At 46.9% G+C, this 21,290-nt stretch carries 20 protein-coding genes; 16 read left to right on the forward strand and 4 right to left on the reverse strand.

Annotated features, from left to right (window positions below):
* Positions 1–68 precede the first annotated feature (68 nt).
* The 9 genes from CSV68_RS05185 (at position 69) to CSV68_RS05225 (ending at position 7,511) form a co-directional block, all read left to right on the forward strand.
* On the forward strand, positions 69–341 hold the full coding sequence (locus CSV68_RS05185) for a sporulation transcriptional regulator SpoIIID (protein WP_099635444.1): 273 nt from the start codon (positions 69–71) through the stop codon (positions 339–341).
* Positions 342–1,070: 729 nt separating this feature from the next.
* Entirely contained in the window at positions 1,071–2,564 is a 1,494-nt protein-coding gene (gene glpK / locus CSV68_RS05190; protein WP_099661586.1) for a glycerol kinase GlpK, read from the forward strand.
* A 142-nt stretch (positions 2,565–2,706) separates the two neighbouring features.
* Positions 2,707–3,708, forward strand: a complete 1,002-nt coding sequence (gene mreB / locus CSV68_RS05195) for a rod shape-determining protein (RefSeq protein WP_099635446.1) — start codon at positions 2,707–2,709, stop codon at positions 3,706–3,708.
* A gap of 76 nt (positions 3,709–3,784) precedes the next feature.
* Entirely contained in the window at positions 3,785–4,609 is an 825-nt protein-coding gene (locus CSV68_RS05200) for a flagellar hook-basal body protein (RefSeq protein ID WP_099661587.1), read from the forward strand.
* A 40-nt stretch (positions 4,610–4,649) separates the two neighbouring features.
* A complete protein-coding gene (locus CSV68_RS05205; protein WP_099635448.1) occupies positions 4,650–5,483 on the forward strand; it encodes a flagellar hook-basal body protein in 834 nt (277 codons plus the stop codon).
* A gap of 23 nt (positions 5,484–5,506) precedes the next feature.
* Positions 5,507–6,052: a DNA-directed RNA polymerase subunit beta gene (locus CSV68_RS17385; RefSeq protein WP_233192858.1), complete on the forward strand. Its 546-nt coding sequence runs from the start codon at positions 5,507–5,509 to the stop codon at positions 6,050–6,052.
* A 53-nt stretch (positions 6,053–6,105) separates the two neighbouring features.
* On the forward strand, positions 6,106–6,543 hold the full coding sequence (gene fabZ / locus CSV68_RS05215; RefSeq protein ID WP_099661588.1) for a 3-hydroxyacyl-ACP dehydratase FabZ: 438 nt from the start codon (positions 6,106–6,108) through the stop codon (positions 6,541–6,543).
* Between the two features lie 80 nt (positions 6,544–6,623).
* A complete protein-coding gene (locus CSV68_RS05220; RefSeq protein WP_099661589.1) occupies positions 6,624–7,019 on the forward strand; it encodes a hypothetical protein in 396 nt (131 codons plus the stop codon).
* 105 nt (positions 7,020–7,124) lie between these two features.
* The gene (locus tag CSV68_RS05225) at positions 7,125–7,511 is read left to right on the forward strand and encodes a hypothetical protein (protein WP_143560986.1); all 387 of its coding nucleotides are present in this window, start codon (positions 7,125–7,127) and stop codon (positions 7,509–7,511) included.
* A gap of 883 nt (positions 7,512–8,394) precedes the next feature.
* On the opposite strand, the gene CSV68_RS05235 is transcribed toward CSV68_RS05225, so the two are convergent.
* Positions 8,395–8,847: a YwpF family protein gene (locus CSV68_RS05235; protein WP_099635623.1), complete on the reverse strand. Its 453-nt coding sequence runs from the start codon at positions 8,845–8,847 to the stop codon at positions 8,395–8,397.
* 244 nt (positions 8,848–9,091) lie between these two features.
* Here CSV68_RS05235 and CSV68_RS05240 point away from each other — a divergent pair, with 244 nt between their 5' ends.
* Positions 9,092–9,505 carry a single-stranded DNA-binding protein gene (locus CSV68_RS05240; RefSeq protein ID WP_099635615.1) on the forward strand — a complete coding sequence of 138 codons (414 nt, stop codon included), beginning with the start codon at positions 9,092–9,094 and terminating at the stop codon, positions 9,503–9,505.
* A gap of 334 nt (positions 9,506–9,839) precedes the next feature.
* Positions 9,840–9,998 (forward strand): hypothetical protein, encoded by a 159-nt coding sequence (locus CSV68_RS17130; protein WP_158233493.1) that lies wholly within the window; start codon positions 9,840–9,842, stop codon positions 9,996–9,998.
* A gap of 49 nt (positions 9,999–10,047) precedes the next feature.
* Here the strand turns inward: CSV68_RS17130 and CSV68_RS05245 are convergent, their stop codons facing one another.
* The 3 genes from CSV68_RS05245 to CSV68_RS05255 form a co-directional block, all read right to left on the reverse strand.
* Positions 10,048–12,789 carry a DEAD/DEAH box helicase gene (locus CSV68_RS05245; RefSeq protein ID WP_099661591.1) on the reverse strand — a complete coding sequence of 914 codons (2,742 nt, stop codon included), beginning with the start codon at positions 12,787–12,789 and terminating at the stop codon, positions 10,048–10,050.
* The gene (locus tag CSV68_RS05250) at positions 12,786–14,360 is read right to left on the reverse strand and encodes a hypothetical protein (RefSeq protein WP_099661592.1); all 1,575 of its coding nucleotides are present in this window, start codon (positions 14,358–14,360) and stop codon (positions 12,786–12,788) included. The genes CSV68_RS05245 and CSV68_RS05250 overlap by 4 nt, the downstream gene beginning before the upstream one ends.
* Before the next feature lie 90 nt (positions 14,361–14,450).
* Positions 14,451–14,876: a helix-turn-helix transcriptional regulator gene (locus CSV68_RS05255; protein ID WP_099635618.1), complete on the reverse strand. Its 426-nt coding sequence runs from the start codon at positions 14,874–14,876 to the stop codon at positions 14,451–14,453.
* 166 nt (positions 14,877–15,042) lie between these two features.
* Here CSV68_RS05255 and CSV68_RS05260 point away from each other — a divergent pair, with 166 nt between their 5' ends.
* The 5 genes from CSV68_RS05260 to CSV68_RS05280 all read left to right on the forward strand — a co-directional run bounded on the left by CSV68_RS05260 (position 15,043) and on the right by CSV68_RS05280 (position 20,957).
* Positions 15,043–15,375 (forward strand): hypothetical protein, encoded by a 333-nt coding sequence (locus tag CSV68_RS05260; RefSeq protein WP_099661593.1) that lies wholly within the window; start codon positions 15,043–15,045, stop codon positions 15,373–15,375.
* A gap of 158 nt (positions 15,376–15,533) precedes the next feature.
* Complete coding sequence (locus tag CSV68_RS05265; RefSeq protein ID WP_099635620.1) at positions 15,534–15,983, forward strand: transcriptional regulator; 450 nt, start codon at positions 15,534–15,536, stop codon at positions 15,981–15,983.
* A 925-nt stretch (positions 15,984–16,908) separates the two neighbouring features.
* Complete coding sequence (locus tag CSV68_RS05270) at positions 16,909–17,631, forward strand: hypothetical protein (protein WP_099661594.1); 723 nt, start codon at positions 16,909–16,911, stop codon at positions 17,629–17,631.
* Position 17,632: 1 nt separating this feature from the next.
* Complete coding sequence (locus CSV68_RS05275) at positions 17,633–19,519, forward strand: hypothetical protein (RefSeq protein WP_099661595.1); 1,887 nt, start codon at positions 17,633–17,635, stop codon at positions 19,517–19,519.
* 487 nt (positions 19,520–20,006) lie between these two features.
* Positions 20,007–20,957 carry a nuclease-related domain-containing protein gene (locus tag CSV68_RS05280; RefSeq protein WP_158233494.1) on the forward strand — a complete coding sequence of 317 codons (951 nt, stop codon included), beginning with the start codon at positions 20,007–20,009 and terminating at the stop codon, positions 20,955–20,957.
* The last annotated feature ends 333 nt before the right edge of the window (positions 20,958–21,290 follow it).

A 21,290-nucleotide genomic window follows, 5' to 3' on the forward strand; every position in this document is an offset into this window, starting at 1 on the left:
TTCATATGTTGCTACCTGTTCGCATACACTACATTAGTCAAAGGAGTGAATAGAGAAAGGAAGAGGGCGTGCACGAGCAAATTAGAAAACGCTGCGTACGACTGGGCAAGCTACTGATCGAGACCAACTTGACAGTGCGCGCGCTAGCCACTGCGACCGGCTACTCCAAAAGCACGGTCCACAAAGACTTAACCGAACGATTACCAAATGTAGATCCAGGCTTGTCAAGGAAAGTCGCAGAAATTCTGGCCTATCACAAATCTATCCGCCACTTGCGCGGAGGAGAAGCCACCCGCCAAAAATGGAAAAATGAATCCGAAGCACAAAAAGCTGATGCCTAGCCACACTGAAAATGAAGCAGTAAGATACTGTACTTATACAAGCAGCTTGAAATGGTGAAAAGCTATCCAGAGGAGTGTATCTGGATAGCTTTTGTTTGCTTGGGGTGAAGTTATGTAGTTTGTCTATTTGGGCGGGCTGCTTAATGTAAGTCTGGGAACGCTCAATGCCAGTCGGGGAACGCTCTATGCATCGCCGAATCCGCTCAATCGTCGGGGCTATCCGCTCTATGTTGGTTCGGGAACGCTCTATGTGTGGGTTCACCCGCTCAATGATCCGTGAGATCCGCTCAATCCACCTCCGCGAGAGCTCTATGTCACGTTTCACTCGACACTCAATTGCTCGCGCCATTCCGCTCAATGTAAGTCCGGGAACGCTCAATGCGTCGCCCAATCCGCTCAATCGTTGGGGCTATCCGATCTATGTTGGTTCGGGAACGCTCTATGCGCGGGTTCACCCGCTCAATGATCCCCGAGATCCGCTCAATCCACCTCCGCGAGAGCTCTATGTCGAATCTCTCTCGACACTCAATCGCTCGCGCCATTCCGCTCAATCGCCGAGGTTATCCGCTCTATGCCGATTCGCAAACGCTCTATGTGCGGACTTACCCGCTCAATCCATCCCCACAACCGCTCTATCAGCCCATGCACCCACCCACCCACCCACCCACCCACCCCAAAAAAACATGTATAATAAAAACCAAACACCACCACCAACAGGAGGAATGAATCATGACGAAAACGTATATCCTTGCGCTCGATCAAGGTACGACGAGCTCACGTGCAATCCTATTTGATAAGAAGGGCAACATCTTTCACACGGCGCAGCAGGAATTCACGCAGTATTTTCCGAAGTCTGGCTGGGTGGAGCACAATGCCGACGAAATCTGGAGCTCGATTCTATCCGTCATTGCCGCGGTCATTTCTGAAAAAAACATTACACCCACGCAAATTGAAGCGATCGGTATTACGAATCAACGTGAAACGACCGTGGTTTGGGACAAGCATACTGGCGACCCGGTCTACCATGCGATTGTGTGGCAATCTCGCCAGACGGCCGATATTTGTGAGGAGTTAAAAGCGGCTGGACATGATGATGTATTCCGTAATAAAACGGGCTTGCTGATCGATTCGTATTTCTCGGGAACGAAAGTGAAATGGATTTTGGACAACGTGGAAGGGGGGCGTGAAAAAGCGGACAACGGTGATTTGCTATTTGGTACGATCGATACGTGGATTATCTGGAAATTGTCTGGTGGCCAAGCGCATGTCACCGACTACTCCAATGCATCGCGTACACTCATGTACAATATTCACGACTTGCAGTGGGATGAAGAACTACTCAACATATTAGATGTTCCGAAAACGATGTTGCCGACCGTCTGCGAGTCGTCCGAAATTTACACTCATACCGACGCCAGGCACTTTTTCGGTCACGCAGCACCAATCGCAGGTATCGCGGGTGATCAGCAGGCGGCTTTATTCGGCCAGGCATGCTTTGAAAGCGGTATGGTGAAGAACACGTATGGCACAGGTTGCTTCATGTTAATGAATACTGGAGAAAAAGCGGTGACATCTGATAACGGTTTATTGACGACGATCGCGTGGGGAATCGATGGGAAAGTGGAGTACGCACTCGAAGGCAGTATTTTCGTAGCCGGTTCCGCCATTCAGTGGCTGCGTGACGGACTGCGAATGTTCCGTAAAGCCTCTGAAAGCGAAAGTTATGCTAAGCGCGTCAAATCGTCGGACGGGGTCTATGTCGTACCGGCATTCGTTGGACTTGGCACACCGTACTGGGATAGTGACGTCAAAGGTGCAGTATTCGGCCTGACGCGTGGTACGACGAAAGAGCATTTCGTGCGCGCAACACTCGAATCACTTGCCTATCAAACGAAAGACGTCCTTGACGCAATGGAAGCGGACTCCGGGATTTCATTGAAAACGTTACGGGTGGACGGGGGAGTCGTAGACAATAATTTCCTCATGCAATTCCAAGCAGACTTGCTCAACGTGCCAGTAGAACGTTCGACGATCAATGAAACGACGGCACTCGGCGCGGCTTATCTTGCGGGGCTTGCGGTAGGGTTTTGGAAAGATCGCAATGAAATCGCAGAATACTGGCGCCTCGATCGACCTTTTGAACCAAATATGGAAGAATCCGTACGTGAAGATCTCTACAAAGGTTGGCAAAAAGCCATTAACGCTACGATTGCTTTTAAATAATTCACTAGCCGCCGCTAACTTGCTGGCGGTTTTTTGTTATAACGCCTTCCCTCGAACGATGTCAAAAAAAGTAGAAATATGATATAATGAACAGCTAACGAATGTAATCAGATAGGGCGTATGAGGAAGGGGTCGGGTCACGATGTTTTCGAAAGAGATTGGAATAGACTTGGGTACCGCCAATGTATTGATATATGTGAAAGACAACGGTCTCGTTATTAATGAGCAAGCTGTCATTGCGATCGATAAACGTACGGATGAACCTGTGGCTTTTGGTAATGAGGCCTATCAAATGATTGGTCGTTCACCAGAACATATCCAGATCATACGTCCAATGAAAGTCGGGAACATTGCGGACTTCGAAATGGCCCGTGTGTTGATCAGGCACTTCCTCGAGAAAGCGCTAGGAAAAAGCTTGCGTATTCGGCCGCACGTTACGATTGGCTGTAAAGCAGATACGACGCGAGTGGAAAAAAGCGTGATCCGACAAGTGATGATGGGAGCCGGAGCCAAACAAGTCGTCATTGAGGAAGAATCAAAAGTGGCGGCGATTGGAGCTGGTATTGACATCTCTAAGCCTTCAGGCAATATGATAGTCGATTTGGGTGCAGGTACGACAGATGCATCCGTGCTGTCGATGGGGGAAATTGTATCGTTTAAGAAAACGAATATCGGCGGCCTTCATTTCGATCAATGTATTATCCAACATATACGAAAAAAACATAATGTTTATATAGGTGAAAAAACGGCAGAACAAGTGAAAAAAGACATCGGTCTTGTGCAGATGGGTGGAGTGAAACCGGGCGCGATGAATGTGCACGGCAGTGACCTCGCCACCGGTATTCCGAAAACAATTGAAGTGACGGCGGAAGAGATTCATGAGGCATTGCGTCTGCCAATCGGTAAAATCGTGGAGACGACAAGAGATGCACTAGAAGAAACATTGCCGGAGCTCGCTGCAGACATTGCGCAGCGCGGCATCATATTAATCGGAGGCGGCGCATGGCTTCCGGGAATAGATACGTTATTATCCGAACATCTCCAGGTGCCAGTGTTCATTGCGGAAAATCCACTTACTTGTATAGTAGAAGGAACTGGATTGCTCATGGATTCGGTCGGTAAAAACTCAACACGCATAATTTGAACTGCCATGCAAGCGGCAAGTAGTGTATACTAAAAACAATGATTATTCGACATAATGATGCAAAGGAGTGAAATGAATGTTTCGTGGTTTTTATACAGTAGGGTCAGGCATGATTGCACAGCAACGCCGGACGGAAATGCTTTCCAATAATATCGCGAACGCGAATACGCCAGGCTATAAGGCGGAGCAGTCATCGATTCGTGCATTCCCAGACATGTTGTTGTCTCGCTTGGATTCAACGCGCGTCCCAACGGAAAAAGGTTTGAACTTTAGAAATCTTTCCGAAGTAGGCGAGCTATCGACAGGCGTATATATGCAAGAAACCTTGCCTTTATTCGCACAGGGACAGTTGCGTGAAACGGAACAGAAGACGGATATCGCGTTGCTGGACGGACCAATGGAAGTCAATGAAGAAACAGGCGTTGCAGGAACCGTGTTTTTCACGTTAGAAGGTGAGAACGGCAGCCAATTCTACACACGAAACGGTAATTTCGCTGTCAACGCAGAAGGCTATCTGACCAATCCATCCGGTTTATACGTCCTTGACGATGCCGGCAATCGGATCGAACTGACAAGTGATGATATTCGCGTGACGGATGCAGGTACGATTTTCGCTGGAGAAACAGAAGTCGCGACTCTAGGTATTGCCTACTCTGACGCAGCGGATGCATTGTCCAAGCAAGACAACGGACTCTTCACAACGATTGACGGCAATGCGTTACCGACAGGCGGTACGTACTCGATGCAACAAGGATTTCTCGAAGATTCTAACGTCGACGCCGCGCGCTCGATGACGGATATGCTAACAGCCTACCGTGCATTTGAAGCCAATCAAAAAGTCTTGCAAGCCTATGATCGCAGTATGGAAAAAACGGTCAATGAAGTAGGACGTGTCAATTAATGACTACATATAGAAACATGCGAAAAGGGAGTGACCTTTGATGATTCGCACGATGACTACAGCGACCAACACGATGAACCAGTTGCAACAACGTCTCGATTTGATCGGCAACAATTTATCGAACGTTGGTACCCATGGATATAAATCTTCGGCTGCTACATTCCAAGAACTTTTATTCCAGCAAATGAATAATGACAAAGCAGATCAAGCCGAACGCAGTTCAGACTTCGGCATTCGTATGGGCACGGGCGCACACCTTGGCAGCCTGCAGATGAACTGGAAAGTGGGCTCTGTACAAATAACAGACCGCCAGCTAGACTTTGCGCTAACGGAACCGAAACAACATTTTAATTTAATCCAGCCAACAGACGGCGGGGAAGAAATCATCTATTCACGTAAAGGTAATTTCTACTTGTCACCGACTGCCAATGGCGACAATGCGCTAGTCAATGAAGAAGGACTCGCAGTGGCCGATAGCGCAGGCCGTCCAATCGTCTTTTCTGGACAAGCAACCGATTATCAAATTCGTCCGAACGGTGTGTTGCAAGTGACGACACCACAAGGCACGCAAGAATTTAATCTCGGTGTTACCGTTCTAGAAAAGCCGGATTCGATGGTTCAACTTTCGGCAACCAGCTTTGGATTGCCTACAGACCTAGCCGCACTCGGATTGACGGCCAATGATTTATTAACCGAAATGACGGGTGCTGGACGAGATCAGATTGGCTTGCAAAACCAAGCGCTCGAAACATCCAACGTGGAGTATGAAAAAGAAATGGCGGATATGATTTCGACGCAACGTGCCTATCAATTCAATGCGCGTTCCGTAACTATGGCGGACCAGATGATGGGCTTAATTAACGGCATTCGCTAACGCGTGCAATAGGAGTACTTACTATGACAGATAAAAATAAAAACTTCAAAAAAATAACAGAACCACTATCACCCGTGCAACCATTCGAACCATTGAAAACACCGGAAATGGAAGATCCGATCGAGCTTACGGAAACAGATCCGACTAACATGGACGAAGTGGCCGTTACGCTATCAGAGCCTCTTACAACAGACGAGGAAGTTCCGGCAGACATTGAGCCGATAACGGATACAGAAGAGCTAGAAACAGCTCCTGACGCTTCAGAAGAGACGCTTTTGGTAGAAACCGAGCCTGAAGAAACCGACGCGACTTCCCGAGCAACAATGAAGTCGAAATGGACACGCAAAGAGCGTTCCAAAAAAGCTTCAAAACCCGTAAGTGAAATGCGCTGGGTCCAAGTGCGCTTAATTCCGATTTGGCTACGATTACTCTTGCTACTCGTAGTACTCGTCTTAGCCGCTATAGCAGGAACAATGGTTGGTTTCAGCATAATCGGCGACGGCTCAGCAGGCGATGTCTTCAAAAAAGAGACATGGCAACATATTTTTGATATCATGAACGGTAAATAAGTACAGAAACATCTGATTTCTTCAGATACTCTGGAATAAAGGAGACAAATTTCATGCTGAACGCTCAACAAATACAAGAAATCATCCCGCATCGCTATCCATTCTTGCTCGTCGATCGCATCGAAGAACTCGAAGAAGGCAAGCGCGCAGTCGGGTTAAAAAATGTTTCAATTAATGAAGACTTCTTCAATGGCCACTTCCCTGGCTATCCAGTTATGCCAGGTGTCTTAATCGTAGAAGCACTCGCTCAAGTCGGCGCAGTCGCTTTACTGAAAAAAGAAGAAAACAAAGGCCGCTTAGCATTTTTTGCAGGTATCGACAACTGCCGTTTCAAGCGTCAAGTCACACCGGGCGACACACTTCGTCTAGAAGTAGAAATTGTCCGCTTGCGTGGAACAATTGGCAAAGGAAAAGCCATCGCAACCGTTGAAGGCGAAGTAGCATGTGAAGCAGATATTACTTTCGCACTCGGACCCGTCCAAGAGCAATAACATCATTAGACCGTACAAAAAATCGAGATAATAATCATTGGAATGCCAGTTTGGCATACAGTGGGAGGGTATACTACAGCATGTTAAAGAAGCTTTCTCCAAATATAAAGAGCAGCATCACTCGTTCCATTTCCCAATCTTTTGAACAGTATATGAGTGAAATCGGCTGGTCAGCAGAAGAATACAACATCGAACAGTTTTACGCGAACTGGCGTGAATACATTACGACTAAAGCACTTTGGTACGACAAGATTCCTGACGACGTCAAAGTAGATCCTGAGTTCCATAAACAATTAGCAGAGCGCGTGGAAGAAGTATTAATCCGCATTCTCAACGATCCACCGACCGAAGAGCAGATCGCGCAAATTGAAATTTTACAACAAAATCTTGACACACATTATGATTATGGTTGTAAAGCGGAAGCTATATACGTTCAAAACGTATTAGAAACCACATCAGGTCATACGAATAATTAAAACGAATAGTTCTCTCCTTTTCGCACAAGCTATCGATGAACATACCGATATGTATGGTTCACAGCTTGTAAAAAAGGAGGGAATTTTTTTATGATCAGAAAAGCATTGCCCGTAGTTTTCGCATCCGCACTCGTTCTGACCGCGTGTAACACGAACGATGGCGCGCTACCAAACAACAACGAAACACCTATGGAAGATGTGGAACGTGACAATACGCCAAACGACAACAAGCGTATGGGTCCAGATCTCGATGGTCTTGACGACAACAATGACCGTGGCATCATGGAAAGAGAAGGCGAAGAAGTCATTGAGGATACACGCGAAGGCATCGAAAAAACTCGCGAAGGTATCGACAGAACACGCGATGAACTCATCGATGACAACAACGAAAACCGTGGCGCACGCGACGACAACACCCTAGACGGCAACATGAACGGTAACGACGCTGCTCCAGACGGCGTTTTGCGCGATGAAGATCGTAAAATGCGATGATTCCCGCCATCATAAAAACGGCCCTGCATATTCAATGCTGGGGCCGTTTTTGTGTGCGCTCTATGGGGTCTGATATCTGCTCAAACTCCGCGAGCCGCTCTATGTATCCTCCCAAGCGCTCTATCGCACGCGCCATTCGCTCAATGCACTTCGGCAAGTGCTCTATACATCCGCCTATCCGCTCAATGCCAGTATGCTAGTGCTCTATGTAGTGTCGTAACCGCTCAAACTCCGCGAGCCGCTCTATGTATCCTCCCAAGCGCTCTATCGCACGCGCCATTCGCTCAATGCACTTCGGCAAGTGCTCAATACATCCGCCTATCCGCTCAATGCCAGTATGCTAGTGCTCTATGTAGTGTCGTAACCGCTCAAACTCCGCGAGCCGCTCAATACATCCTCCCAAGCGCTCTATCGCACGCGCCATTCGCTCAATGCACTGCCGCAAGTGCTCAATACATCCGCCTATCCGCTCAATGCCAGTATGCGAGTGCTCTATGTAAGACGTTATCCGCTCAAACTCCGCGAGCCGCTCAATACATCCTCCCAAGCGCTCTATCGCACGCGCCATTCGCTCAATGCACTTCGGCAAGTGCTCTATGCATCCGCCTATCCGCTCAATGCCAGTGTACGAGTGCTCTATGTAGTGTCGTAACCGCTCAAACTCCGCGAGCCGCTCTATGTATCCTCCCAAGCGCTCTATCGCACGCGCCATTCGCTCAATGCACTTCGGCGAGTGCTCTATACATCCGCCTGTCCGCTCAATGCCAGTGTACGAGTGCTCTATGTAGCCTCGTAACCGCTCAATCCCCAGCACCCCAAAACCAAAAAAGCCACCCAAACAAGGGTAGCCCATCCATCGCAATCATCCATCCATCAAACCCCATCACAACTTCGTCATCTCATCAAGCTCCGTATCACGCTTCAACCTCGGCCGATCCCACATAGCGGTTTGGAATTGCTCGAGCAACGCATCGCCTTCCAAACCTTCATCCAGCAACTCTTCTAACAAATGTTCCGGATACTTCGATCGGACACGCTTCAAACGGCCCTTCATTAACACGGAAATCCGGTCGCCAATTTGACGCCAGTTTTCCACCGCCACATCGAACGAAGCGGGCTCGTTGCCAGGATACGAAATCACGACGCGCACGGTCAGCAACGTCTCCTCAACTTTCCACTTATCCATAATGTCCTTATGCTTGGCGTCAATGAAAAGCTCAAGCACCCACAAGCGATGACTGTTCTCCTGGTTGATGATAATGCCGTCAAACAGCGGAAAGGCAAGCACGCCGCTCTCCTGAACCACTTCCACCGAAATCATTTTAAACGTCTTCAATTCCATCACCTCGGTACAATTTTCCCAAGTATAGCATAAAAATCTCAAAATACTCGAGAATTCAAAAATGCCGTATTGCTCGTCATACAGAAATCGCATACCACCGCGAAAACCCCGAAATTCCTTCGAATGAAAATTGAAAAACCACGCCGAAAATCCTATCAAAATTCAATTTTGCCGCTTTGCCAATAAGATCCTATGTAGATTACGATAAGGGCAGCACAAAGAAAGGAGGAACCAACTCGTGAACCAAGTGGCTTTAGTAGGGCGCATCACCAAAGACCTCGTATTAAAAGAACACGCATCAGGACGTGTCAACACCACGTTCGTCCTCGCTATCAATCGCAGCTTCAAAAACGCAAACGGGGAAGTGGCAACCGACTTTGTGTTGTGCTCCGTCTGGGGACGATCCGCCGAAAACCTAGTCCGTCACTGTGGCAAGGGATCACTCGTAGGCGTCAGTGGAAGTATTCAGACCCGGAACTACGAACGCGAAGATCGGTCGAAAGTATATGTCACGGAAGTCATGTGCAATGAGATCCGCTTCTTGTCGAAATCACCAAAAACACAACACGCAAAAATGAAAACGCATTCATCTACTGAGCCCAAACGTTTTGAAGAAGCGAAACCAGCCGAAACCGCACTACCTATTTTCTAACCAGTTCCAAAACGAAAGGGGAGGGGACCAGGGCAGATCCGCCGTCGCACATCCGTTACTGATCAATTCCTGAAAAGAAATGGATGACACACAACTGAAGAGAAATGAAAAAAGAGAAAACTACACGACACTACAAGCATATTCGCCAACTAGCATGACTCGGCAGAAGCAAGAGCGGGTGGGGACCCAATCCTCTGTGATGCCGGGAGTACATTCAGCATAGGAACTGAATCAATTTTACGCCAACTCATCCGTCGCTCGTTTTGTCGGAGACCACTTCCACGAAGCGGGCTGACGGCATTACATACCCGCTCATAGAAAGGATGAAGCCCACATGCACAGCACACCTATAGTCGCGCAAAAACAAGATATCCAGCGTCTTGAAGACCAGATTGGCCAGCTGATCCGCATTATTGCCAACCTGAACGAGCGCATCAATTACCTTGAAACAATCAACACCAACCCTTTCCTCCTACCCTCCGATGTAAAATGAATACTAAAAGACCTGCATCCGATTTCGATACAGGTCCAAATGGTCAATATTAATTAAACGTCAGCAAATCCTCGAGCTCTCGATCATTGAGCTCCGTCAACCACTGACTCGAATGAATCAAATCAGCTGACAATGCCGCCTTCTCGACGAGCATCTCGTCAATCTTTTCCTCGATCGTCCCGACAGTTACAAATTTATGCACATGCACGAATTTGGTCTGCCCGATACGGTACGCACGATCCGTTGCCTGGTTCTCCACAGCCGGATTCCACCAACGGTCTGCGTGCAATACGTGATTCGCCTGCGTCAGATTCAAGCCGGTGCCCCCAGCTTTTAATGACAGGATGAAAATCGGGAATTCCCCGTTTTGGAACGCCTCGACCAATGCATCACGCTGTCCTTTTGGCATACTACCCGTCAAGAACGGCACGTCAATTCCGTGCAGCTCCGACAAGCATTGACGAATCATCTGCCCCATGCCGATATACTGCGTGAAGATCAAGCATTGCTCACCGTTCGCCGCAATCTCCGCTGCCATCGAAACGATTCGCGCCATTTTATTGGATCGCGTCGTCAACTCGGCAGCAGGGGCTGGCGGTTCTTTCAGGAATAATGCCGGATGGTTACATAATTGCTTCAAACGACTAAGCATTTTCAAGATCAAGCCTTTACGCTCAAATCCAGTCAAAGTCTCAAGTTTGAATTTCGTCTCCGAAACAAAACTCTCATACAATGCCGCTTGCTCAGGCGTCAGCGGTACATACTCATTTTGCTCGAGCTTCTCAGGCAAGTTCAAGCGCAACTCCGGATCATTCTTCGTCCGGCGCATCATGAACGGCTGAATTCGAGCACGCAATTTCCGTTTCTCCGCTTCCAAATCATCACGCTCAATCGGCACGATGAACTCTTCACTAAATTTACGGAAACTGCCGAGATACCCTTTATGAATGAAGTCGAAAATAGCCCATAACTCCGACAAACGGTTCTCGATCGGCGTACCTGTCAACGCGATATGATGTCGACCGCGTAACTTGCGGATTGCGCGAGACTGCTTCGTCTGTAAGTTTTTAATATTTTGCGCCTCATCAATAGAAACATTCGCAAACTCATACATCGACAGCATCTCGCCGTCTTGCGTGGCGGTACCATACGTCGTCAAAATAATATGCGCTTGACGCTTGTTTATGATATCCGCAAACTGTTCTTCACGCGCACGATTCGTTCCGTAATGTACATGTACTTTCAATGAAGGCGCGAAACGCTCAAGCTCCTTCTGCCAGTTACCCATAACACTCGTCGGGCAAATGATCAGCGAAGGGGAGTCCGTTTCCGGTAAATTATGCACATACAGCAAATACGCTATGAGCTGGACCGTTTTCCCAAGACCCATATCATCCGCTAACACCGCACCGAATTTATTATCACGCATGAAATGAAGCCACTCGAAACCTTCTTGCTGATACGGACGCAACTCGGCATGCAACGTCTCAGGTACCGGAACAGGCGGCAAACCTTTCTTGTCATGCAGCATATTCATCACTTTACGCAAAGACTGCTGCATCGAAAACGCTACTAACGGATCGTCTTCTTCCTCTTCGTCATAAACAGGCGCAATTTCTTCTGGCACTTCATTGAACAGCAAATCTTTCACTGTCCACTCACCGTCGTCCACTTGCTCCATCAACTCACGAATTCGTTTCAGCCACGCGGGATCCAAATGGAACCACTCGTCGCCTGCGCGGATATACTCGCGGTTCTCATCGACCATCTTCTGGAACTGATCTTTGTCGATCTTTTCCCCAGCGAGTGAAAACTGCCAATCAAACGACAACACTTGATCGAGACTTGCCGACGAACGATACGACTGCATACCGGCAGACGTCCGAATCTTCAACTTTGTCTCGGTGACAGTCTTTAACCAAGCTGGCAAAATAACCGGATAATCAAATGCCTGACAAAGCGGTAGATCTTCCTGAATGAAAATCCGCACTTGTGCATCATTTAACGGCACATGCATAAACTGTCTCGGCTCATACCATTCAACGGAACGGAAAATCCCGACCATCTCGGCTTGGCGTTCTTCAATATCTTCTGCATACGGTTTACGTTTCGCTGGCAAAGCATTTTCAATCGAGCCTGCAATTTTACCAATCGCTGGCGACCACTGTGCTCCGCGATCACTAATGAGGATCGTCTCAAGCAACCAATCCGTCTCATCGATATCCGGCTCCGTCAAACGAAGGGCTACGCGGAACGGTAACTTCGACTTCTCCGTATTCGGCCATCCGTACTGCTTGAAGTGTGGCAACAAAGCAGGGAAGTCTGCCATCGAGACACCAAGCGTCGCCATCTGTCCACGCATCGCAAGCGAGATATAGCGTCCAGCCTGCTCGGATAGATGGGTCTTGTCGAGATCAAACGACAGTCCAGACTCCGTCGCTTCAACATATGAAAACAACGCAGCGTCATTCCACAACGTTGCGGCTTCGCGAATGTCTGTCAGTACTTGTTGATCGCTTGAAGTCGCACCGGAGTATTGCACATACGGATGACTACCAGCCGAAAACAAGCGCAGTAACATGTCGATCGATACATCGAGCCAATTATCACGCTGCTCAACTAGCATGCCGTACATCGTAGGTTCATCCGAATAAAATAAATACGACACCAACATGTCCGCATCAATCTTGCGCGTTTCACCTGCGACATTTGCGGACACGACGAAGATGCCGTCCTGTCCTTCTTGTAACGTTAACTCTAATGAAAGTTGTAAGATGTTCGAATCGGTCATAGAAGTAGATTTCCTTTCTCCATCTCTTCCATCAGTGCACGCAGACGTGGAAATTGCTGGCGGACTGTATGGACATAACGGTTCCAAAATTCATTGCGACCATCGCGTTTCGCAGCAGTTTTCATTTGCTTCCACAAACGTACTGCACGGCGATAGCTATCTCGATTTTTCTCTTTGACTAATTTCAATGCTTCGGCATGCATGAGAGGGAACACCGCTTGCGAATCTTCCGCGAGTGCCGTCTTCATCGCCGAGCTATCGATCATATCGACGGATCCGCGAGTTAAATGCATAAGCGCAGCCCATTCGGCGTAACGATTACGCTCGAATAAAAACTTGCCATACGCACGACTAGCTTCCGGTCCATATGATTGGAATAGTTGATCGCGTTGCGCTTCTGAAACATCCGATAGCGCTAGTAACTCATCGATATCCTCAGCAAATGCTGAACGGTTACGCGTCGCAAGTTGCTGATAATGCTCAGCTAAATGAGGAAGCAATTGCAACATAATCGACTGCACAATATCAAAATCCTCGTCTTCCTTTGCATAGAGCGCAAATGCCAACCACTGGGGAACAGCGGTAGCGTCTAGAGTATTCAGTTCTTCATCAAGCTCGTCAAAACGTCCCGACGTCAAATAGAGAAACGCACGGAACAATGGCGCGTCTTCTGCCGTTTCCTTTTGCAGGCGTTCAATCTCCTCTGTCAATTCAGCTTCATCGGAATACAGCTCAGTATAGACAAGACGGAACGCTTCAAAACGCTTCGAGAATAAACCATCTTCGTCTATTGCGAATGAATGAATCAAATCTTTCAACTTCACATGGAATGCATCCGTCTCAAATAGACGTGATTTCGAACTAAGCTGTTTAATACCCGCTTTAATTTCGGACATTTGTTCATTAAGCCAAATCGTCAGCTGCCATTTGCCGTAATGATAGGAATCATTGGCCGATAGCTCGCTTTTTAAGAAAGGCCACGCCGCCCGTAATAACGTTAGCTGATAGTACAGCGAAAAGAGCGGCTTCCATTCCCATTCAAAAGGAGAAAGCCGCGTCTTCTGGTGTTCAATTTTTGAAGCATAATGCAAGAATCCGGTCGGTCCGTCACTCGGACTCAACTCGGTTAGCGGCTTCACTAATGCGGATAATGCGTTCAACCAAGCTTCCGGCGTCCGCTCATTGATCGACAACTGTGTCTGCACAGTTCCTGACTGGCGCCATGTATTCAGCCAATCGGATAATGAATGAAACTGCGAGTACAAATGGAAAACGACCGCGATCTGATGCGCGCACCAGTCTCCGTCGGCACAAGTGCAGTACGGTTCCATCGTCATGAAAGAAAGACGTGCGAATTCGGACTCTGTACCCGAAATATTAGCCATTAAGGATTGCTCGGTTTCCGTGTAGCGATACGCACCAATTGCGTTCATACGTACAAGTGAAGCAGCCTTGCGTATAATTTCCGCCTGTGCTGGGACAGACGGTTGAAATGTATGTTTAATATGATTCATGAATTCTTCGATTTGTGATTCGTGCATATTTGCGATACGTTCAATAGTGATGGCCACCGAATCCACTCCTTACTTAAGCATTCCTCCTATTATACCGTTTTTTTCAGTCCTTTACCACAACTTGAGGGGCATAAAAACAATCCATTTTCATTTACCTGTTTGATTATCGAACAACTGCATGAGGTTCAACATGCCTGACAGCAACAACTGGCGGTTTTCGTGGTCCAATGAATTTGCCCGTAAAATAAATTCTTTCAACAGTGGCTCGCTTTCAATTAATGATCCATACTGCGCTAGAAAACCTTTTTCATACGTGGCGGTACTGTCGAGCGTCTGATTCGAAAAAGGGCGTACCGTCTTTAACGGTTTGTCCAAAATCATCGCCAGCAACACGTCATCCGGTATATTATAAATTTTCTTTATAAGTGGCACTAAATAAATCGGGAAAACCCGTTCACTCGATTCGTATCTAGACATCGTCGCACCGTCGACTCCGAGATCCTCTGCCATCTGCTTTTGTGAAATATGTAAATACTCATCGCGGTATTCTCGTAATTGTGTTCCGAAACTCATTCTCATCACCCGTTTTTCTCGCCATCGTATAAGAAATGAATCCGGTATTTCGTGAAATTGTCATTTAAACAATGTGAATTGACGAAATGACAATTCCGAGGTTTTTCTACAAGATTATGAGAAGATTGTGATAAAAAATAGAAAGTAGGCGAAAGCGATAGAAAAAGTGCAATTGATTCTACACTTTCCACAATTACGTCACCGATTACAAAAACCAGAACCGGTTATTGCCAGTGAACTATGTTTCTTCGAGTCTCTTGAACAGTACTCCGAAAAATCCGTCCATGATCCGAATGGGAAAGTTTCATATTTGTATAACGTCACGCGTGACGAGATGATCTTCAAGCAAGTCGTCATCTCCTACACAAACAATCAAATGATCTTTTCTTACGAGAAAACAAATGTTGATGCAAGCGAACAATTACTGGAACAATTGAAAGAGGGAAACATCGAGTATCAGCCGGTGTCCAAAATCTTTCTTGTAGGGCGTGATGAATAACCTAAAAAGCCGGCGTGATTCGCCACTATGACCGTTTTCTGAAAAATTCTCTTGGTATATTAGATGCTTTCCGACTCATATCATGCACAAAATCCTCTTCAATGTGATATATTAATAATAATCGGAAAATTCAAATTACTGAGGAGGAGGGGGAAGAAATGCTAGTCGTACAGCGAATCAAGCCATTTTTCACCAGGAAAGAAGAATTCAACTTGCGCCTTGTATTCGCTTATCAATATTTCTCGATTAAGCGAAATGATGAGGTATTCCAATTCATCCCCGCAGAAGGGAAGGAAATCGTTGTCAATACGAAAAGTCTGCAGATTGAGAATTTAGGAGAAGTATTCGTCTTTCAGCGAGGAAACCGGTTTATACGGATCCCACTTTATCAATTGTTGCTAGTTTCCGATTTACATTTGCATTTGTCGACTATACTCGAAGGAGCGATGGGATTGGAAGGCCATCTACAGGAAGAGTACATGCGTGAAGCGGACGGTTTGGTGGAGAAGTTGGAGCAAGATAATTGGGAGAGAATGGTAGATTATGCACTAGAAACGAAAAACCAACTCTTGTTCAAGGAGTTGATGGAAGGACTGCGTGTCATTTGATGATCACAAGAAAACGTTAAAAACACCTCAATTGGAAGCACATTTATGTGCGTCGACGTTGAGGTGTTTTTATGTGCGTCGTGTTATACGTTTTCTCATAGTGTCAGGAAATGGAGCGCCACTACGAATAGTCCCGATCCGCCCAGGCCTAGTGCAAAGTCTTGCCATGTAAACTCAATAGTCTTCTCTAAGTTCATCGCTCATCACTCCTTTTTGTAATTAGAGCCATCCGACCCTATTACTTCCTATTATATACTATTTCTTTAGATTAGAAACATTCAGATAATTAAATGAATCTAATGGACTAGTGGTTTTTTAGTGGCAGAGGCTGACGGGTTGTTGGGTTGGGGATTTGCGCTTCGGAGGGGACGCGTTCCGAAGGGCCCGCGGTGAGCCCCCTAGTCGCTGTGCTTCTTTAGTGATCTCACCTGATCGGGCTGATCCTTCCGGAGTCGCCCCTCCTACGCTCCAATCCCTTGCAAACTGAGCGGGTGATACTAATCAAGGTTCATTGAAGTTCTGCTTGTAATCGCTTTTTCTGTTGGATTTTTACTTGAACTGAGCTAAGTTTGGATTTGGAAAAAAATACATACTATTTCTAGTGAGTGATCTACATCCATCCACTATAAAGATAGGATTGAAGCGGAAGCTGGGGCGACTCCGGGAGGATCAGCGTGAGTTCGAGACCCTGGACTGAGCTGAAAGCGAGGGAAGCGGCTCGGGCCACGCCCTCCGGAAAGCGTCCCCAACTGGAGCTTCAATCCCCCTGTACTCACAAATTCACTCTCTAACTTTATTCGACGATACTACCAATTTCTGCAACAAAACAAGACATTCGTTGCAAATTCGCCATTTTTTGATAAAGTAAGAGAGATAGAAACTGATATAATTAGTCGAATAAGTTGGAGGCAAAGGAGAAGTACATATGTATTCTACTTACGGTTACTGGCGTTCACTAGTTTATCCTGACCGGCTTGCCGTTGAAATTGGGCAAAGCACCGTCACTGGATTCAAACGCCGTGTGTTTAGCGTATTCATTTTGGGCATCATCCTGTTCGTCCTCCGCGATATGTGGGGCATGAATACAGGAACGATGACGTATATCTTGGCGAACGGTTCGCTCGATGAATTCACCATCGGCCGCATCACCGCATTAGTCGGCGCCATACTCTGGGCCATCATCTATATGTCGTTCCATTTCTGGGGCGTCGCATGGATTTTAAGTATGCTGACGAAAATTCCGTTTAAGCCATTGCTGAAGTTGCAGCTAGTGGTCACGGGGTTATTATTAATTGAAAAACTCATCAATTTCCTGGTTTTCGCGGTTGCTGGAAAAACAGCAGCAGTTTCGATTCTTTCATTCGGACCACTCGCGGTCACATTTTTGGATAATTGGTACATCATTCTTTTTGTCAATCAACTTACGATTTTCTCTGCATTGATCGTGGCGGTTCAGTATCGCTTCATCAGCTTCTCGAAAGTGGAAACGTCACTTGTCGGTGAAGAAGTTGTAGAGCATAAAGGAATCCGCAAGCACGCATTGTGGATGTTACTCGCTTTGCATGTGGTCTTTGCATTGATCACTGCGGCAGTTGGCTTTGCTCCCATCGAAAAAATGTTGAACTTGTTAATGATTGGGGGACTATAAGATGAGAACACAAAATATCATCGTGACGGTCCTCGTTACAGCGTTCCTAGCATTGAACACGTATTTGGTGTTCGCTGAAAAAAGTGTCATCCCGAAAGCGCAATACGTCGGTGAGTATGAACGACTATCTGCGGATGACTACAAGAAAGAGCTCGACAAAGAAGGGTTCATTTCACCGAAAGATTTGCATACGATCTACCTGAAAGACGACCAAACTATTGATTCATGGCTCGTTCAAGAAGGGGAGACAGTGGACTTTGGAACGGAGCTCGCTTCATTGAAAGTGGATCATATCGATTCCAAGCGCAATGAACTCGAGTCGGAACTAACCGCGTTGCAAAATCAATCGTCTTCGATTTCACAAACGATCAGTAATCTCGAGTATGAACAATCCTCAGCGGGCGGTTCGAAAAACGACAGCGATTACTACGACACAAACGACGATAAAAAAGTGCGTGTCAATTTGAATGTGGGCATTGAAGTGAGAGAAGACGGAACGTTTGCGCAAGCAATTGCGGAAGCAGAACGTGACCTCGCGGAAGTGCAGCGGAAAACGGAAATTGTTGAATCACAGCTCGCAGAAATCCCGAATGAATCTGCATTGACCAGTCCGGTTAGCGGCTATGTCGTAGCAATCAAACGTGATAGCGAGTCACCATCGATCGATATTTACAGCACGGACCAAACGATTGTCACATATGTTCTCGACAACGAATGGCCAAACGTGGAAATGGGCGCGCCGGTTACAATCCAGCATGACTCGATTCACACACCGTTCACACCGAAAGTTGATCCGAATCAACAACCAGAAGATCAAGTGGAACCTGTAGAACCAGAAGGTATGGAAGACGGAACGAGCAGTACGAAAGGTAAATCCGTAGCGTCTCTATCTGCTGACGGCGTACCACCAAGCACCGTACCGTACGATGATCCGAAAACGGAAATCGACGGAACAGATGCAGAACCGCCAGCCGTTAATTCAAACGATGGATCAAATGCTCCGGAAGAAAATTTCGACGGCACATCCGGAAACCCGGACGGCTCAGTTGATAAGCCGGATGCACCGGTATCTACACCAGACAGCAGCATCGACAGTTCGAATAATAATTCAGGTACGGAAAACAAACCAGATACGGAGACAGCGCCAACTACAGAGACTCCGAATACGGATAGCACGACCAATCCCGATGCAACACCTGAAGCTACGCCGAATCCAGATGATGCAACAACAAATCCTGATGGAACAATCACGAACCCGGATGGCACTATTTCCAATCCAGAAGTAAACGATTCTCCTGAAGGTAAACCTGCTTTAACGAATAAAGAAAAGAAACTAGCAGAAGTCCAAGAACGCATCACACCGGACTATCCGAATGACATTTCGACCATTAATGGAGTCATCGTATCGGTATCCAAAGTGCCTGCGAAAGAAGACGAATGGCTAGAAGCGTATAAAGCCTTAGGCAATACACAAAAAGACAATCCACTAGCATATTACGAAGTACGCGTTGCACCGTACGACGAGCAAATGAACTTGCCGTTCGGCACAAACGTCAACACGTTTATTCAAACGAACGAAGCCAACCAAGTGGTGAGTGTTAAAACGAACTGGCTAACAGATAAATACGAGAACAATGCAAAAGTATGGACGCTAGACAACAACGGACGAGCAGTCCAAAACATCGTCGACGCACCATTCACATCCCTTGATCGAACAGTCCTCGCAACAGGCGTCGAACCAGGAATGGTCGCATTGCACAACGAAGATCTGGACAGCAGTCTCGAGCACCAATCTGTCTTCCACCCACTTCCGCTCTATCTACCGGAATGGAATAAATGGAAAACGACACCTTGGCAAAACTATGTACGCTATTTAATTAAACGATAAAAAACTGCCCTTTAGGGGCAGTTTTTTTCGTTTATTGTGGTGGTTTGATCACGTGGACATTGAACTAAATTAAGCAAGGCGAAGCCGCCGCTGTGCCGCGCTCAAACTTTTCTTTAAACGCTCTATATAAGTTGTTATCCGCTCAATCCCCACGCCCGCTCGCTCTATATGGCCATCAATCCGCTCTATTAAAACGAACCAGCGCTCTATCAAGCCAATAAACCGCTCACAACCCCTAAAATCCACATGACTAAAGACATATTTTTAAACAAATACACACTGGAAACCTCCATTTAACCCCTGAGTTTTGAATTCTCCTCAACAAAACCACCCCAAAATCTAATTTCACCCCTAAAAATCCACTCAAAATCGAATTTCTCCCAATACTTCCCAACAACTCACACTCTTGCTACAATGAATACACGCCCCACAATCCATAATAGGGAGGTGAAACAACATACTCTACAAAACGCGCACGATTCCCAAATTGATCATCGGTCAACAGGCGCTTCTCAAACGCTTGCCTGTCAATCACGACAAGTACGAAAAAATCCGCACCGACTTCTACAACGGCAAAGCGGGCTTCGGAGGGGAGAGGGAATTCGACTATCAGTTACGAGACTTCATTCCGCCGTATCCGCACGCCATCCTCCACGACATTTTCCTGAAACACGAGCATGCCTATTTCCAAATCGATTCCATCTTGATTACCCCAAGTGTGATTATTCTGTTCGAAATTAAAAACATCGCAGGTAAATTACACATCAAACAAAACCCGACACAATTCATTCGCGAATCAATCAACGGGGAACGCACCGTTTTAAGAAGCCCGATCGAAGAAATGGAACGCAAAAAACACTACTTCGGCAGCTGGCTAAAAGCACGCAACATCGACATCCCCCTCGTCGACTACATCGTCTTCGCTTACCAAAACGAACTCACCATTGAAAACACATCATCCCATCGGCTCGTATTCTCTTATGAAATTCCCAATCGTTTAAGGAATTTAGAAATGAAAGAAGATATTTTAAACGCCAATCAAATCAAGAAGTTAGCGAATGAACTCTTAAAGACACACCGCCACTACGATCCGTTTCCACTGATCGATAAATATGCACTTTCCATAAAAGATCTAGCAAGTGGTGTCACGTGCTCGAATTGCGAGCAATTAACGATGCTGTGGCGGACTAGAAGTTGGCAATGCCGTGCGTGTGGCCAAATCGATCGCCACGCCCATCATGCCACGCTAGCGGAATGGTATTGCATTGGCGGCGCGCAACTCACGAATCGGCAATTCCGCCACTTTACCAACATCCACTCCCGCCACATAGCGAAACGAATGCTAGCCAACCCCTTCACAGAAATGACCGGTAAAAAGCGCAACGCCATCTACCAACTCTCTCCGAGACTTCTCCAAACAGAAAAGCTGAATTTGTAAAGCAATCAAACCAGCGCATAAGCTTTCCATGCGCTGGCTTCTTAATGAAAAACATTGTGCGTGCTCAATATTTTTCTCTATCCGCTCAATCTCCAAGCCGATCCGCTCTATCCAACCCACTCAATGCTCTATCCATCCAATCAAACGCTCTATCCAGACAGAACACCGCTCTATGAAGTCGAAAATCCGCTCATACCCATCGGCCAACCGCTCATAAGGGGACCCTGCTCTCCTAAACTCCAGCACGCTCAATGTTTCCCGCTATCCGCTCAATCTCCAAGCCGATCCGCTCTATCCAACCCACTCAATGCTCTATCCACCCAATTAAACGTT

Source organism: Sporosarcina sp. P29, from assembly GCF_002743265.1.
Taxonomy (GTDB): Bacteria; Bacillota; Bacilli; order Bacillales_A; family Planococcaceae; genus Sporosarcina.

Coding starts and splice junctions, on each gene's coding strand:
- glpK (WP_099661586.1), top strand. CDS start 1,071: ATGACGAAAACGTATATCCTTGCGCTCGATCAAGGTACGACGAGCTCA.
- CSV68_RS17385 (WP_233192858.1), top strand. CDS start 5,507: ATGACAGATAAAAATAAAAACTTCAAAAAAATAACAGAACCACTATCA.
- CSV68_RS05255 (WP_099635618.1), bottom strand. CDS start 14,876: ATGAGTTTCGGAACACAATTACGAGAATACCGCGATGAGTATTTACAT.
- fabZ (WP_099661588.1), top strand. CDS start 6,106: ATGCTGAACGCTCAACAAATACAAGAAATCATCCCGCATCGCTATCCA.
- mreB (WP_099635446.1), top strand. CDS start 2,707: ATGTTTTCGAAAGAGATTGGAATAGACTTGGGTACCGCCAATGTATTG.
- CSV68_RS05220 (WP_099661589.1), top strand. CDS start 6,624: ATGTTAAAGAAGCTTTCTCCAAATATAAAGAGCAGCATCACTCGTTCC.
- CSV68_RS05245 (WP_099661591.1), bottom strand. CDS start 12,789: ATGACCGATTCGAACATCTTACAACTTTCATTAGAGTTAACGTTACAA.
- CSV68_RS05205 (WP_099635448.1), top strand. CDS start 4,650: ATGATTCGCACGATGACTACAGCGACCAACACGATGAACCAGTTGCAA.
- CSV68_RS17130 (WP_158233493.1), top strand. CDS start 9,840: ATGCACAGCACACCTATAGTCGCGCAAAAACAAGATATCCAGCGTCTT.
- CSV68_RS05265 (WP_099635620.1), top strand. CDS start 15,534: ATGCTAGTCGTACAGCGAATCAAGCCATTTTTCACCAGGAAAGAAGAA.
- CSV68_RS05200 (WP_099661587.1), top strand. CDS start 3,785: ATGTTTCGTGGTTTTTATACAGTAGGGTCAGGCATGATTGCACAGCAA.
- CSV68_RS05270 (WP_099661594.1), top strand. CDS start 16,909: ATGTATTCTACTTACGGTTACTGGCGTTCACTAGTTTATCCTGACCGG.
- CSV68_RS05275 (WP_099661595.1), top strand. CDS start 17,633: ATGAGAACACAAAATATCATCGTGACGGTCCTCGTTACAGCGTTCCTA.